We start from the raw sequence: 14,872 nt of genomic DNA, 5'->3' as shown, positions 1-14,872 counted from the left end.
CGTGCTCGCCGCGGCAGTCCGGCCGGCGGACGGCCGCTCGGCTGTGTCCGCCGCCGGCCGTCCATCGTTGGCCGTCCGTCGCCGATCGTCCGCCGTCTGGCGTCCGTTGTCCGCTGAATGCCTGTCCGCTTGTTGCCGGTCGCTTCCTACTGTTCGCGAACGAGGACCGCGGCGACCAGGGACGTTAGTCCTTTCCCGCCAGGCCGGAAGCACACATCGGGGAAGACGCCCTGCTCCACACCCGGCGGCGCCTCCGTACCGGCGGGCGGCCCAAATGCCTGCGGCGGTCGGGACTTCCGGCCCTGTCCGCAGGACCCCCGGCTGAGATCGGATGGGGTGACGACAGCGGGGATGCCGTGCCGCTCGACGGAAAGCCGAGAGCCGGGCACTCCCGTCAACCATGCCGAGAAGGGAACGTGCGCATGACCGCGGTTTCTGGTGAGCAGGTCCGCGAGGCCGTCGACGAGAACACGCTGCGGAGACTGGCCGCCCCGGCACCCGAGGAGCTCGAACAGCTGGACGCCTGGTGGCGGGCCGCCAACTACCTCACGATCGGGCAGATCTACCTCAAAGGCAATCCGCTGCTCCGCGAGCCGCTGGCGCCGCGGCACATCAAACCGCGGCTGCTGGGCCACTGGGGCACCAGCCCGGGACTGTCGCTGATCTACGCGCACGTCTCCCGGCTCATCCGGCACACCGGGCAGCAGGCGATCTACCTCGCCGGGCCCGGGCACGGCGGGCCGGCGCTGGTGGCCGCCGGCTACCTGGAGGGGACCTACAGCGAGATCTACCCGCACGTCAGTCAGGACGAGGCCGGGATGGCGCGGCTGTTCCGGCAGTTCTCCAGCCCGGGCGGCATCCCCAGCCACGTCTCGGTGACCACCCCCGGCTCGATCCACGAGGGCGGCGAGCTGGGGTACGTGCTGGTGCACGCCTTCGGCGCCGTCATGGACAACCCCGACCTGCTGGCCGTGGCGGTGGTGGGCGACGGCGAGGCCGAGACCGGGCCGCTGGAGGGGTCGTGGAAGGGCGTGTCGTTCCTCAACCCGGAACGTGACGGCGCCGTCCTGCCGATCCTGCACCTGAACGGCGCGAAGATCGCCGGCCCGACGGTGCTGGCCCGCAAGGACCCGGCCGAGGTGCGCCGGCTGCTGGGGGGCCACGGTTACGACGTGCTGGAGGTGGAGGGATCCGACCTGCCCGGCATGCATCTTCGCTTCGCAGCGGCACTGGCCGACGCCTGGAGCAGGATCCGCGCCATCCAGCACCAGGCTCGCACCGGCGGGTGGGATGGGAGCCGGCCGCGGTGGCCGCTGATCGTCCTGCGCTCGCCCAAGGGGTGGACCGGCCCGGAGCAGGTGGACGGCGTGCAGATGGCGGGCACGTGGCGCTCGCACCAGGTGCCGCTGTCCGGGGTGCGCGACAACCCGGAACACCTGGCGATCCTGGAGGGCTGGCTGCGCTCGTACCGGCCGGAGGAGCTGTTCGACGCCACCGGCGCGCCCGCCGAGCTGGTACGCGGCCTGCCCCCCGACGGCGACCTGCGGATGAGCGCGAGCCCGCACGCCAACGGCGGGCTGCTGACGCGCGACCTCGCCCTGCCCGACTTCCGCGACTACGCCGTCGAGGTGCCGCGTCCGGCGCGGACGCGGGCCGAGTCGACCCGCCGGCTCGGCGAGCTGCTGCGGGACGTCTACCGCGACAATCCGCACACCTTCCGGCTGTTCTGTCCGGACGAGACCAGCAGCAACCGGCTCGGCGCCGTGTTCGAGGAGTCGGACCGTGCCTTCGCCGAACGCGTCACCGGCGACGACGTGGCGATCAGCAGGAACGGGCGGGTCATGGAGGTGCTGTCGGAGCACAACTGCCACGGCTGGCTGGAGGGCTACACGCTGACCGGGCGGCACGGCATGTTCGCCACGTATGAGGCGTTCGCGATGGTCAGCGCCTCCCAGACGGTGCAGCACGGCAAGTGGCTCCAGGAGGCCGGCCGGCTGCCCTGGCGGGCCAAGGTGCCCAGCCTCAACGTGCTGCTGACCTCGACCGCCTGGCGCAACGACCACAACGGCTTCTCCCACCAGGGCCCCGGCCTGATCCAGGTCGTGCTGACCCAGCGCGGCGATGTGGCCCGCGTCTACGTCCCGCCGGACGCCAACTGCCTGCTGTCGGTGGCCGACCACTGCCTGCGCTCGCGGTCGTACATCAACCTCATCGTCATCGACAAGCAGCCGCAGCCGCAGTGGCTGAGCATCGACCAGGCGATCGAGCACTGCGCCCGCGGGGCCGGGATCTGGGAGTGGGCCGGCACCGACGACGGCACCAGCGACCCGGACATCGTGCTGGCCTGCGCCGGGGACGTGGTGACCATGGAGACGGTCGCGGCGGCCCAGATCCTCAAGGAGCGGCTGCCCGGCCTGAAAGTGCGGGTGGTCAACGTCGTCGACCTGATGACGCTGACGCGGCCCAAGGACCATCCGCACGGCATGAGCGGCACGCTGTTCACCGAGCTGTTCACCGACACCGTGGACGTCGTGTTCGCCTTTCACGGCTATCCCGGCGCGATCCACCAACTCGTGCACGGGCGCCCGGACGCCGACCGGTTCCGGGTGCGCGGCTTCATCGAGGAGGGCACCACCACCACGCCCTTCGACATGACCGTGCGCAACCGCGCCTCCCGCTACCACCTGGTCATGGACGCCATCAACAACGCCGGGCGGCTGCCGCGCGGCGCGAGCGACCTGATGGCCTGGTGCGAGCGGAAACTCGCCGAGCACCAGGCGTACGTGGTCGAGCACCTGGAGGACATGCCCGAGGTGCGTGACTGGTCACTGGGCGACTGAGCGCGGAAGGCGGAAGGACCGGCCCCCCGAGGGCCGGTCCTTCCGCACGGAGCGGCTCAGGTGGCTTCCAGCTCGCCGGCGGGCCGGCGCGGGCTGCGCGCCACGGGAAGCCCGTAACCGAACCTGATGATCATCTGCGGGTGGCCTCTGCGGTGGCGCGGGTCGCGCCGCCCGCGCATGTCGCGCAGGTCGAGCGGCTGGTTCAGGAACGACGCCGCCACGCCGAGCCCGGCGGCCACCAGCAGCACCCGCTGCAGTGCCTGACCCGCTCGCAGCCAGTCATCGGGGCGGTCGCCGATCGTGGTCAGCACCGCGAGCTGCGGCCGCTCCTCGAACCGGGCCGTGCCCTCCTGCCGCCCGAAGTCACGCACCGGCGCCGGATCCCGCAGCGGGCGCGGCCCGTGGACGTAGCCGGGCAGGCCGTCGTAACGCGCGCCCGGCATCGTCCACGCGGCCAGTTCGGCGCGGTAGTCGTGGTCGCGGGCCAGCTGCTCCTCGGCGATGGCGGCGTAGTCGAGCATGTCGTCCGTCACGTGCCGGTCGAGGAAGACCAGCCCCGCACCCTCCCGGCGGGCGGCCTGCCGGAGCCCGGCCCGCACCGCGCGCGGCAGGACGCGGTCGGCGAACGGGCGGCGGCTGGTGCGGCGCACGGGGATGAGGTCGTACAACACGCGGTACTCGTCGGGGACGGGGAGGCTCCCGCCCATGCGCACGGCCGCCAGCAGCTCGGGCTCCTCCTCGGGCGAGGGCAGCAGCCACACCACCGGCCGCCGGCCGGCCGTGCGCACCGCCAGGCGCAGGTTGAACAGCGCCGCGCCGCAGCTCACGTACTGGTTACGCCCGCGCGGATCACTGATCCGGAGCCACCGGTCGTGGTCGGCGAACAGCTCGACGAACTCCCCGCGCACCACCCGGAAGCGCCACGGCTGGGTGTTGAACACCGACGGCGCCTGCCCGGCCGCCACGAGCAGCCGCCGGGCGCCGAGTTCGGTAGCGAGTGAAACGGACATCACACACCTCCTGCCGCCGACGCTGCCGCACCCGGTCCGGGTGCGGTGAGTGTCCGAAGACCCCGCCCGCCCGCCAAAGGTCCCGGCCGAGGGCGGAGGACCAAGGTCCTCCAGCCTCGGGCCGTACGGCACTGAGCACCGGCCGCGCTGAACGGTGTGATGGAGGTGCGAGCAAGAAAGCGTGAAAAATCAGGAAAGGAAGGCCCGCCATGGCCACCACCGTCAACCGGCCCGTGACACACCCCAGCGTGGACCAGGCGGAGCACAAGAACCCCGCCGACTACGCCTGGGCCGCCGCCCGGATCTCGCTCGGCTGGATCTTCCTCTGGGCGTTCCTGGACAAGACCTTCGGCTGGGGCTTCGCCACCCCGGCGGCCAAGGCCTGGATCAACGGCGGCAGCCCGACCACCGGCTTCCTCAAGGGCACCGGCGAGAACGCCCTGGGCGGCTTCTTCTCGGCCCTGGCCGGACAGGCGTGGGTGGACTGGCTGTTCATGGCCGGTCTGGCCGGCGTCGGCCTGGCGCTCGTGCTCGGGATCGGCACCCGGATCGCGGCCGGCGCGGGCGGCGCGATGCTGCTGCTGATGTGGGCGGCCGAGCTGCCCCTGACCACCAACCCGTTCATGGACGACCACATCGTCTACGCGATCGTCCTCGTCGGTCTGGCCCTGGCCGGCGCCGGCCGCACGTTCGGACTGGGCAACCTGCCCGTCGTCCGCCGCACCCCGTGGCTCAAGTGAGTCCCTCGGCCACCCGCCCGCCCTGCCCCGCAGGGCGGGCTTTCGCCGACGCAGAAGCGAGGACGGAGGAAAGATCATGATCGTCGTGGGAGTGGACGGCTCGCGGGCCGGGCTGGAGGCCGCCGGCCGGGCGGCGCGGGACGCCGAGCTGCTGGTGGTGGGCTCGCATGGGTACGGCACGTTCGCCGGCATGGTGCTGGGGTCGGTCAGTCATGCCCTGCTGCACCACGCCCCGTGCCCGCTGGCTGTGGTGAGAATCACCCGTTGATCCGGCCCGTCCCCGACGCTGACGGCTGGACAGGACAGCTCATCGCGAGCACTATTTATTTTACGAGACCGTTTCGTAAATAAAATAGTGAGGTGATGGCGATGGACACGGAAGTACTGGTGGTCGGCGCGGGACCGGTCGGTCTCGCGCTGGCCTGCGGGCTGCGCGAGCACGGCGTCGCGGTACGGGTGATCGACAAGGCCGCCGGCCCGGCGACCACCTCGCGGGCGAACTTCGTGCACGCCCGCGGCTCGGAGGTGCTCGACCGCCTCGACGCCCTGGGCGAGCTGCCGCAGGAGTCGGTGCGGGCCATGACGATCACCACCTACGCGGGGGACCGCCCGATGATGCGCATCCGGTTCGGCGACCCCGGGCTCCGCACCGCCGCCGCGCCCATGGTGATCTCGCAGGCGCGGGTCGAGGCGGTGCTGCGTGAGCGGCTGGCCGAGCTCGGAGTCCGGCCTGAATGGGGCAACGGCGTGGTCGAGATCGCCCAGGACGCGACCGGCGTCACCGCGGTGCTCGCCGACGGCGGCACCGTGAGGGCCGGCTGGCTGGCAGGCTGCGACGGCGCCGGCAGCACGGTCCGCAAGCTGGCCGGCATCGGCTTCCCCGGCGTCAAGGTCAGCGAACGTTTCCTGCTCGTCGACGGCCACATCGACGGCGAGCCCGCGCTGGACCGATCGGGCACCAGCGGCTGGGTGCATCGGGATGGCATGCTGGGCGCCATGCCGATGCCCGGCGGGCACTGGCGGCTGCTCGCCTACGACCCCGCCTTCACCGACGACAAACCCAGCGAGGAGCAGATCGCCGACCGGATGCGGCGCATCCTGCCAGGCCGCACCGGCCGGCCCGGCCTGCGGCTGGGCGAGGTCACCTGGGCCTCGCTGTTCAGCGTGCACCGGCGCCTGGCCGACGGCTACCGCGCCGGGCGCGTCCTGCTGGCCGGCGACGCCGCGCACGTCCATGCCCCGTTCGGCGGCCAAGGCATGCTGACCGGCCTCGGCGACGCCGAGAACCTCGCCTGGAAGCTCGCCCTCGTGGTAAATGGATCGGCTGGGGACCGGCTGCTCGACACCTACCAGGCCGAACGCCGCCCGCTCGCCACCGCCGTGCTGCGGGGCAGCACCGCGGCCACCAAGGTCAACATCGCCGACGGGCCGCTCGGCCGGTTCCTGCGCGACCAGATCCTGCTGCGCGTCTTCAGCCTGGCCTGGATCCAGCGGTGGATCACGTACACGACCTCGCAACTGTGGGTGAGCTACCGCGGCGGGCCGCTCGGGGGCCGGGGCGGCAGACCCCGTCCCGGCGACCGCGTGCCCGACCTGGCCTGCGAACGCGACGACGGCACCCGCACCCGCTTGTACGCAGAGCTGCGCGGCACCTGGGCGGTGCTCGGCGACCGCGGGGACGCCGCCTTCGAGGCGGCCCGGCGGCGGCTCGGCGACCGCGTCGTTCGGCTGCACGCCTCCGGCTCCGCGGGGCAGGCGCTGCTCGTCCGCCCGGACGGGCACCTGGCCTGCAAGGGGGGGCCGGCCGAGTTCGGCCGCTGGCTGGACGAGTGGCTGGACGGGGCACTCGGGTGACGGTCACCCGAGGACGAGGGCGCCCGCGCGACCCAGGCACCGACACCGCGATCCTGGCCGCCGCGCTGGAGCTGTTCGTCGAACGCGGCGTCGAGGGCACCAGCATGGAGCAGGTCGCCAAACGCGCGGGCGTGGGCAAGCTGACCCTCTATCGCCGCTGGAGCAGCAAGGAGGAGCTGCTCGCCCAGGCCATCGAGCAGGAGGTGAGCGCCGAGGTCAGCCCGTCGGCCGCCGACGTCCAGGCCCTGGCGCCGCGCGACATCGTCGAACGCCTCCTGCCCGCGGCGGCCGAGACGGCCGCGAGCCCGGGCTTCCGCGCACTGGTCGCGCGCATCCTGGGCTCGGCCGTCAGCCATCCGGAGCTGATGGAGATCTATTGGAAGCACTACGTCCTGCCCCGCAGGGAGCTGGCCGCCGCCCTGCTCCGCCGCGCCCAGCAGGACGGCCTGGTGGCCGCCGACGCCGACCTGGACGTCGTCATCGACATGATGGCCGGCGCGGTGACCTACCGCGTCCTGCAACCCGACCCCCCGGACGCCGCCGGGATGCTGCGCTACCTGAAGGCCGTCTACCGCCAGGCGGGCCTGTACCCGCCAGGACCATGAGGTCCCGAGGTCACGCGCCACCCCAGACGGGCAGGTCGGCGATGTCGTCGTGCTTCCAGCTCAGCTCGTCGTGCACCGCCACGACGCCGTCGATGTTCTCGGCCAGGTGGACGGCGGTGACGGCCTGGCTGCGCTCGGGGAAGGTCCCGGTCAGGGTGACGACGGCGTCGGTCACGCTGACGTCGGCCCGGCCGCGCAGAGCCTCGCGGACGTCCCGTTCGATGTCCTCGTCCAGGCGCAGGAAGACCTTGATGAGGTCACGGCGGCTGACGATGCCGACGAGGCGGCCGTCGGCGTCCACGACCGGCAGGCGCTTGACGCCGTAGCGGTCCATCAGGCGCGCGGCCGTCACGACGGCGGCGTCGGGAGTGGTGATGCGCGCGGGACTGGTCATCAGCGCGCCGGCGGTCTCGCCGAGTGACTTGCGGTAACCGCTGCCCTCGCTGCCCGCACTGTGGCGGATGCGGGCACGCAGCGGCGGCCGGTAGTCGTCGCCGTAGTAGCGCTCCTTGAACTCCTCCTTGGCCAGCAGGTCGGCCTCGGAGACCACGCCCAGGACGCGGTTGTCGTCGTCCAGCACCGGCACGCCGCTGATGCCCCGGCTGATCAGCAGTTCGGCGACGGTGTGGAAGGAGGCGTTCTCGTTGACGGCGGCGACGTCGGTGGTCATGACGTTCTCGACCTTCTGCACGGACATGGCTACCTGCCTTCCCACTTCGAATCGTCGGTCTTCCAGGTGAGCCGGTCGACGACGTCGACCACGCCGTTGACCCGCCCGGTCATGCGGACGGCGATCGCGGCCTCGGTGCGGCGCTCCATCCGGCCGGACAGCGTCACGACGCCCTGCAGCACGTCCACGCGGACGTCGCCGGTGTCGACCCACAGGCTGCGGTCGAGAACATCGTCGCGCACCTCGGCGGCGATCGCCTCGTCGCCGCGCAGGAAGAGTTTGACCAGGTCACGGCGGCTGACGATGCCGACGAGGCGGCCGTTGTAGTCGACCACCGCGAGCCGCTTGACGCCGTGGCCGTCCATGAGGCGGGCGGCCTCCACGGCGGACGCCTGCGGCGAGACGGTGACGGCCGGGGTGGTCATCAGCTCGGCGGCGGTGTCGCCCTCGGCCTTCCGCCGGCCCTTGGGGTGGCGCAGCCGGGCGCGTAACGGGGGCCGGTAGCCCTCACGGTAGTACTGCTCGCGGAACTCCTCCTTGCGCAGCAGGTCGGCCTCCGACACCACGCCGAGCACATGGTTGTCGTCGTCGGTGACCGGGACGGCGCTGATGCCGCCGCTGATGAGCGTCTCGGCGATCTCCTTGAACGGGGTTGCGGCGGATACGGCGACGACCTTGTCCGTCATCACGTCCGCGACGGTCCTGCGCATGACATCCTCCTTGCCGGTTGCCCTCATCACACCTCGGGCGGGCGGCGGCGTTCAGAGGCGAAGGTCCCGAGCGGGACGGTCGTTGGTCCGCACGACGGCAGGTCTCCATGGCGGCAGGTCGTCGATCCGGCAGGTCTTCGCGGTGGCCGGCCGGTCGGCTAGCTGAGCAGACCTCGCCGGTACGCCTCGCCGACGGCGGCGGCGCGGTCGCGGACGCCGAGTTTGTCGTAGATGTGCAGCAGGTGAGTCTTGATGCTGGCCTCGCTGATGAAGAGCTTGGCGGCCGCCTGGCGGTTGGACGCGCCGTCGGCGACCAGAGCCAGGACCTGCAGCTCGCGGTCGGTGAGGGGCGCCCTGACCGGCTTGCGCACCTGGCCCATCAGCCGGCCCGCGACCGACGGCGACAGCACCGGCTCACCGGCGGCCGCGGCGCGGACGGCGCGCAGGAGCTCGTCGGTGGGGGCGTCCTTGAGCAGGTAGCCGGTGGCGCCGGCCTCGATCGCGGGCAGGACGTCGGAGTCGCCGTCGAAGGTGGTCAGGACGAGGATCTTGATGTGCGGATGGGAGCGGCGCAGCGCGGTGATGGCGCTGACGCCGTCCATCTCGGGCATGCGCAGGTCCATGAGGACGACGTCGACCTCCAGCGCGGCGGCGCGATCGACGCCCTCGCGGCCGTTGGCGGCCTCGCCGGCGACGTGGATGTCAGGCTCGGCCTCGAACGCGGCACGCAGACCGTTACGGACGATGGGGTGATCGTCGACGATGAGGAGACGGATCACTGCGGGTCTCCTTGGAGCGCGGGGACGGTGGCGCTGACGGCGGTGCCCTCTCCGGGCGTGCTCTCGATCTCCAGCGAGCCGCCGACGCCGCGCAGGCGTTGTCTCATGCTGCTGAGCCCGAATCCTTTACCGCCGGGGTCGCGGAAGCCGGTGCCGTTGTCGCGGATGTCGAGCAGGACGACGGAGCCGGTGTAGGACAGGGTGAGGCCGGCCCGGGTGGCGCCCGCGTGTTTGGCGACGTTGGCGAGGGCCTCCTGCGCGACGCGGAAGAGGGTGACCTCGATGGCGGGGCTGAGCGGCACGCGGTCGCCGGTCACCTCGACGTGGAGATCGACACTGGTGGTCTGGGCCCAGTTGCGGGCCAGCACGGTCATGGCTTCCGGCAGGTGGGCGTCCTCCAACTGGTGGGGCTGGAGGGCGGCGACGGAGCGGCGGGCCTCGGTGAGGCTGTCCTGGGCGAGATCGAGCGCGAGCTCGACGTGGGTGCCGGCGTCCTCGACGCGCTGGGCGGCGCGTAACTGGGTGATGATGCCGGTGAGGCCCTGGGCGAGGGTGTCGTGGATCTCGCGGGCCATGCGCTGGCGTTCGTCGAGGATGCCGGCCTGGTGGGCCTGGGTGAGGAGCTGGGCGTGCAGGTCGGCGTTCTCCTCCAGGGCGGCCTGGAGGTCGCTGACCACCTTGCGGTATTTGCGCTGCCGCTCCTCGATCTTGACGCCGGCGATGTGGCCGCCGCCGATGGCGACGGTCTGCACGGCGACGATCGCCAGGTGGAAGGCGATGAGCTGAACGGTGGCCTGGGCCCAGTCGATCGTCGACTGGTACAGCACGACGGAGGTGGCGGCGACGGCGGCGAAGGTCCACTTCGACGGAGCGAAGTTGGCGGCGAGGAAGAAGCCCGACGTGCAGTAGATGATGAAGATGGGGTCGTGGGCGGTCAGCAGGGCGGCGGTGACCAGCATGCCGGCGAAGTGCACGGCGACGGCGGCCCTGCGCCCGCGCATCGCGGCGGGGAGCAGGGTGCGTGAGCCGATCAGCCAGGCGAGGGCCAGGCCGGTGAGCGCGAGGGTGCGCGGGATCCCGCCCGCGGGCTGGACGGGTGTGGCCAGACTGATGACCAGCGAGGCAGCGAGGGTGACGTAGGGGACGATCTCGATGGCGACGACGAAGCGTCGTTCCCAGGTGGAGGGCGGGAAGAGGTCGTTCATCCGAGGGCCCCCTCCTCTCGGGCGCGGACGGGTCTCACCGGGTGGTGGCCGGTGAGGTCGAGCTTAGGCGCATGGGGATCAGGAAGGCGTATCCGTACATGAGCAGTCCAAGGGCGATCATGAAGATGATCATCGGCCACTGCCAGATCGGCGGGAGGTGAAGGGCGAGGAACCACACGGGGTTCTCGAACCCGAAGATCTTCATGACCATCGGCACGAGTCCCTGCGGGATCAGGGGGAGCCAGGCGATGGCGTGGCAGATCGAGACGCCGACGCGGTGGCGGAGGGGAAGATCGGCGATGACCGGCTTGCCGGGCTTGGGCGCCGGTCCGTGCTTCATGAGGTTGAGCAGCTCGATTCCGTCCTTCTCCAGCCTGCGGCAGGCGATCTCGCCGAGCCCCCAGGCGCTCAGCGCGCCGGTCAGCAGCCCGGTGGCAAGGCCGGCCCAGGGGTCGAGCAGCACGGCGCCGGCCGCGGGCAGGGCGGTGGCGGGGACGGTGACGAGCACGAGCCAGGCGAGACCGGTCTCGGCGCTCTCGTCGGCGCCGGTGCTCAGCGGGTTGCCGCCGCGCTTGTGCGGGTCGGTGCCGGGGACGAGCGAGGTGACGGCGATCAGGACGATGACCCCGGCGCCACCGCCGAGGAGCGCGGGGAGCAGGGCGAGCATCCAGGGCCAGGCCCAGCTCTCGCCGCTGACCAGGCTCCCGGCCAGGGAGAGCACGACGGCGGGCGGGCCGACGACGAGCAACCAGGCGAGCTGGCGGCCCCGTACGTCCGCGCGTTCCGCCCCAGGGGTCATCAGGGTGAGCCAGAGCGCGGTCCCGTCGGCGCCGTAGAGGTTGGCCGAGGCCGCGGCGGCCACCACGATCGCGATGAGTCCCGTGAAGGGCACCACGATCCAGCTGCCGATGGTGACGAGCAGGAGCGGGGTGACGACGGCGTAGGTCAAGGCGGTGACGAGCAGCTGGATGCGGACGAGGTCGCGCCACCAGGTGCGCAGTTCCCTGGCGGCGACGGCGCGGGCGCCGCCGGCGGCGGGGAAGGGGCGGGGCGTGCCCCGGCGCGGCGGCACACCGCCGCGGGCGGCCGAGACGACGCGCCGCGACAGCAGACACGCCCAGGCGGCCAGGAGCAGGGCGATCACCCCGGCGCCCGCGGCGAGGATGGCGACGGCAAGGAGCCAGGGGGCTTCGATGGCGGCCAACCCCCATCCGGAGGGCAGCACACGGACGATGACCTCGGACCAGGCCGCGCTGTCGGCGCCGCCCAGGGCCACGAGAGGCGCCCAGCCGTTGCCGCACAGAGCGATGGCGGCGCCGGTCACGACGCCGACCGCCGCCGCGGTGACCCGGGACCTGACGAACAGGCCGATGGCCGCCACGATGACCCGGGAGATCATCACCATGGTGACGAACGTGGTGACGGCCGCCACCAGGCCGATGAGCACTCCGGCGAGGCCGTACCGCCAGCCGTGGACGGGCAGGGACAGCAGGGCGATGAGGGTGATCGCGGGAGCGGGGCCCGCGAAGGCGCCGGCGAGCAGCGCCGCCGCCATCCGGCTCGGCGCGATCGGGAGCATGGCGAAGTACTCGGGGCGCAGCGCCTCACTGCCACCTCCCATGAGGATGGGGCCGAAGACCCAGCCGCAGAGCCATCCGGCCAGGCAGAGCGGCAGGTAGGCGGGCCACAGGACGGCGACGGCGATCGTCCCCAGGGCCAGGGTCAGCCCGACCGCGCCGCCGATGTAGAGGTTGGAGGCGTTGTCGCCGCGCAGGGAGTTGCGCATGAGCGTGAGCCGCATGCGGATCAGGTGCCGGGCCAGGACGGCGGGGCCCGGGGTCAGCGGTGGGGTCAGGACGTGAGCCATGCCAGCCCCTCCGTCGCTCGCGGGCGGGCGCCGACCAGGTCGACGAAGGTCTCCTCCAGGGTGGCGACGCCGCGTACGTCGGCCAGCGGCCCGGCGGCCACCACGCGCCCGCCGGAGATGACGCCCACGTGGTCGCAGAGCTGCTCGACGAGCGGCATGACGTGGCTGGAGATGATCACGGAGCCGCCCTCGGCGACGAACCTGCGCAGGATCGTCCTGATCGTGGCCCCGGAGACGGGATCGACTGCCTCGAAGGGCTCGTCCAGGACGAGCAGCCGGGGCGCGTGCAGGAGGGCGACGGCCAGGCCGATCTTCTTGCGCATGCCGGTGGAGTACTCGATGACCAGCGTCCGCTCGGCGGAGTCGAGTTCGAGGACGTACAGGAGTTCTTCCACGCGCTCGGCGACGACGGCGGCGGGCAGGCCGCGCAGCAGGCCGAGGTAGGTGAGCACCTCGCGGCCGGTGAGCCGTTCCGGCATGGCGTTGCCGTCGGGCAGCACGCCGATCAGGCCCTTGGCCTGGACGGGGTCGCGCCAGACGTCCACGCCGAAGATCTCGGCGCGGCCGGCGTCGGGGCGGAGCAGGCCGACGGACATGGCCAGGGTCGTGGTCTTGCCGGCGCCGTTGGGGCCGACCAGGCCGTAGCAGGATCCAGCCGGAACGGTGAGGTCGATGTCGTCGGCGGCGACGTGGTCGCCGAAGACTTTTCGAAGTCCGGTGGTACGGAGAGCGGGCATGGTTCGAGAATCGCCCGGGGACGGGGGCGGCGGATCGTCCGGGCGGAGAGCGGGATGGTGGATTCCGGCATCAACCGATCGGTTGATGCCGGAGCACGGTCAGGTGATCAGGATGTTCCCGACCTGGCCCAGGTTCTCCGCCTCCAGCGTGACGGAGGAGACGTTGTCGGCGGGCGCCGGGTAATAGACGTAGCCTCGCCCGGTCATGCCGTGATCGAGCGCGGGCACCCAGTTCTCGACGAACTCGGTGTACATCTTCAGCGGGTGACAACGCGTCTTCGTCGCCGGGTCGACCAGCATGAACGCGCCGAAATCGGCTCCCGAGGAGAAGGCGCTGTCCCAGCCGTTGAAGGGGGCGGGCACGGGGATGAGCCGCTGGGCGCCGTCCGAGACGACGTCGAAGGAGGCGACCCGGTAGGCGCCGTCGCGGTAGAAGAGATGGAAGTCCACGCGCAGCCGGTCCTCCCCGCGCTGCCAGCCGAGCGAACCCGCCGTTCTGGTTGTAGGCGTCGTCGCCCTTGCTGTCGGTGTGCCCCACGACGCTGATCGGCGGCTTGGCGGGGTCGGCCCTCTCGCGGGTCTCGCGTACGGGTCGTCGAGGATCGCGGTGGCCTTGTCAGAGACGCGCTCCTTGGCGACGGGCCCGCTCGCGCCCGGGATGACCGGAAGGCCCGTCATCGGCGCCATCGGCAGGTCGGGCACCAGCGACACGCGCCCCACGTCGGCGGGCAGCGGCGGGGAGTACACCTCGACCGGGTAGCGCACCCCCGGCCGGAACTCGTCGGGCAGGATTCCCTGCGTCACGGGATGCCGGGTGCCGAACGCGAGCCCGTTGGCGTCCTTCTCCCGCAGCGTGAGGTACACCTTCCCCGCGACCGGGTCCAGCAGCCGGAACCTGCCGAAGCTCACGCTCTGCCCGCGCAGGCCGTCATATCCGAAATCTCCGGAGGCCGGCTGGTCGCCGGTGGTCGTGATCACCATCTTCATCGCGGTGAGCGCGGAGTGGCGCTCAACCGCCTTGACCTCGACCCGGAACGGGGCGGCTGTCGCCGGTGGACGTGTCGATTTGCTGCAGCCGACGAGTACGGCGACGGTCAGGACGAGCACGGCACCTCGGGTCGCACGCACGGATCACCTCCGGATCAACGCCGGGGAGCCTAGCGCCTACCGCCGGATAGGGGCCGCTTCGCACCCGAACGTGCGCCTCCGGGCGGGCTCAGGCCGTTCTGGCCGCGCGGGTGGCCGCGATGGTGTCGAAGTCCGGGATGCGCTCGGCGATGGGGCTGCCGGTGAAGTCGCCGATCCAGCCGTCGTCGTCGTGGAAGAAGCGGATGGCGGTGAAGGCCGGGCTGGTGCCCATGTCGAACCAGTGCGTGGTGTTCTTCGGCACGCTCAGCAGGTCGCCCGCCTCGCACAGGACCGCGTGCACCCTGCCGTTGACGTGCAGGTAGAAGATGCCCGAGCCGGAGACGAAGTAGCGGACCTCGTCGTCGTCGTGGGTGTGCTCGGCCAGGAACTTCTGCCGGGCCGCCGCGGCCCGTTCCGGCCAGTCCGCGCCGCCGTCGGGGTGGAGCTGCGCGACGTCGACGAACGTGTAGCCCTCCTCGGCGATGACACGGTCGACCTCCGCCCGGTAGGCCGCGAGGATCTCCTCCTGGCCCGCGTCGCCCGGCAGATCCTCGACGACCTGCCAGTGGCGCAAGACGACGTCGATGTCCTTGAGCGTCGCCTCGATCTCCGCGGGGTCCTCGGTCTCCAGCAGGGTTTCCGGCTGGTCGGTGTCGCTGTACACGGTCAGGTACGTCATGACCATGAATCCTACAATACATGGGGGGATTGTGGGATATAGTCCGCG

General features: G+C 71.9%; 14 protein-coding genes. 5 read left to right on the top strand and 9 right to left on the bottom strand.

Translation table 11 applies throughout. The features are described 5' to 3' along the window. The first annotated feature begins 422 nt into the window (after positions 1-422). On the top strand, positions 423-2,840 hold the full coding sequence (locus AB0C27_RS47955; RefSeq protein WP_357860121.1) for a phosphoketolase family protein: 2,418 nt from the start codon (positions 423-425) through the stop codon (positions 2,838-2,840). A 56-nt stretch (positions 2,841-2,896) separates the two neighbouring features. Here the strand turns inward: AB0C27_RS47955 and AB0C27_RS47950 are convergent, their stop codons facing one another. Next, the gene (locus tag AB0C27_RS47950; RefSeq protein ID WP_357860118.1) at positions 2,897-3,850 is read right to left on the bottom strand and encodes a hypothetical protein; all 954 of its coding nucleotides are present in this window, start codon (positions 3,848-3,850) and stop codon (positions 2,897-2,899) included. A 209-nt stretch (positions 3,851-4,059) separates the two neighbouring features. Between AB0C27_RS47950 and AB0C27_RS47945 the strand changes: the two genes are divergently transcribed. The 4 genes from AB0C27_RS47945 (at position 4,060) to AB0C27_RS47930 (ending at position 7,049) form a co-directional block, all read left to right on the top strand. After that, on the top strand, positions 4,060-4,590 hold the full coding sequence (locus AB0C27_RS47945) for a DoxX family protein (RefSeq protein WP_357860115.1): 531 nt from the start codon (positions 4,060-4,062) through the stop codon (positions 4,588-4,590). 76 nt (positions 4,591-4,666) lie between these two features. Then, a complete protein-coding gene (locus AB0C27_RS47940) occupies positions 4,667-4,858 on the top strand; it encodes a universal stress protein (protein WP_357860112.1) in 192 nt (63 codons plus the stop codon). A 101-nt stretch (positions 4,859-4,959) separates the two neighbouring features. After that, positions 4,960-6,444, top strand: coding sequence for an FAD-dependent monooxygenase (locus AB0C27_RS47935; protein WP_357860109.1), 1,485 nt, complete (start codon positions 4,960-4,962; stop codon positions 6,442-6,444). Next, positions 6,441-7,049, top strand: a complete 609-nt coding sequence (locus tag AB0C27_RS47930) for a TetR/AcrR family transcriptional regulator (RefSeq protein WP_357860106.1) — start codon at positions 6,441-6,443, stop codon at positions 7,047-7,049. The genes AB0C27_RS47935 and AB0C27_RS47930 overlap by 4 nt, the downstream gene beginning before the upstream one ends. A gap of 10 nt (positions 7,050-7,059) precedes the next feature. Here AB0C27_RS47930 and AB0C27_RS47925 read toward each other — a convergent pair whose 3' ends face one another. From AB0C27_RS47925 to AB0C27_RS47890, 8 genes are all read right to left on the bottom strand, one after another. Then, positions 7,060-7,746, bottom strand: a complete 687-nt coding sequence (locus AB0C27_RS47925) for a CBS domain-containing protein (protein ID WP_357860103.1) — start codon at positions 7,744-7,746, stop codon at positions 7,060-7,062. Between the two features lie 2 nt (positions 7,747-7,748). After that, complete coding sequence (locus AB0C27_RS47920; protein WP_357860100.1) at positions 7,749-8,429, bottom strand: CBS domain-containing protein; 681 nt, start codon at positions 8,427-8,429, stop codon at positions 7,749-7,751. 158 nt (positions 8,430-8,587) lie between these two features. Beyond that, complete coding sequence (locus tag AB0C27_RS47915; RefSeq protein WP_357860097.1) at positions 8,588-9,208, bottom strand: response regulator transcription factor; 621 nt, start codon at positions 9,206-9,208, stop codon at positions 8,588-8,590. Then, positions 9,205-10,413 (bottom strand): sensor histidine kinase, encoded by a 1,209-nt coding sequence (locus AB0C27_RS47910; RefSeq protein ID WP_357860094.1) that lies wholly within the window; start codon positions 10,411-10,413, stop codon positions 9,205-9,207. Before AB0C27_RS47910 ends, AB0C27_RS47915 begins: the two co-directional genes overlap by 4 nt. Before the next feature lie 34 nt (positions 10,414-10,447). Continuing rightward, positions 10,448-12,280, bottom strand: a complete 1,833-nt coding sequence (locus tag AB0C27_RS47905) for a hypothetical protein (RefSeq protein WP_357860092.1) — start codon at positions 12,278-12,280, stop codon at positions 10,448-10,450. Next, positions 12,265-13,017, bottom strand: coding sequence for an ABC transporter ATP-binding protein (locus AB0C27_RS47900; protein ID WP_357860089.1), 753 nt, complete (start codon positions 13,015-13,017; stop codon positions 12,265-12,267). The genes AB0C27_RS47905 and AB0C27_RS47900 overlap by 16 nt, the downstream gene beginning before the upstream one ends. A 99-nt stretch (positions 13,018-13,116) precedes the next feature. Beyond that, positions 13,117-14,145, bottom strand: coding sequence for a hypothetical protein (locus AB0C27_RS47895; RefSeq protein ID WP_357860086.1), 1,029 nt, complete (start codon positions 14,143-14,145; stop codon positions 13,117-13,119). 88 nt (positions 14,146-14,233) lie between these two features. Further along, on the bottom strand, positions 14,234-14,824 hold the full coding sequence (locus AB0C27_RS47890) for a cupin domain-containing protein (protein ID WP_357860083.1): 591 nt from the start codon (positions 14,822-14,824) through the stop codon (positions 14,234-14,236). Positions 14,825-14,872: the final 48 nt, after the last annotated feature.

The sequence above is a fragment of the Nonomuraea sp. NPDC048882 genome, from assembly GCF_040649755.1.
GTDB lineage: Bacteria > Actinomycetota > Actinomycetes > Streptosporangiales > Streptosporangiaceae > Nonomuraea > Nonomuraea maheshkhaliensis.
The sequence above is the reverse complement of the archived record's forward strand: the minus strand, read 5'-3'. Positions and strand labels throughout refer to the sequence as shown.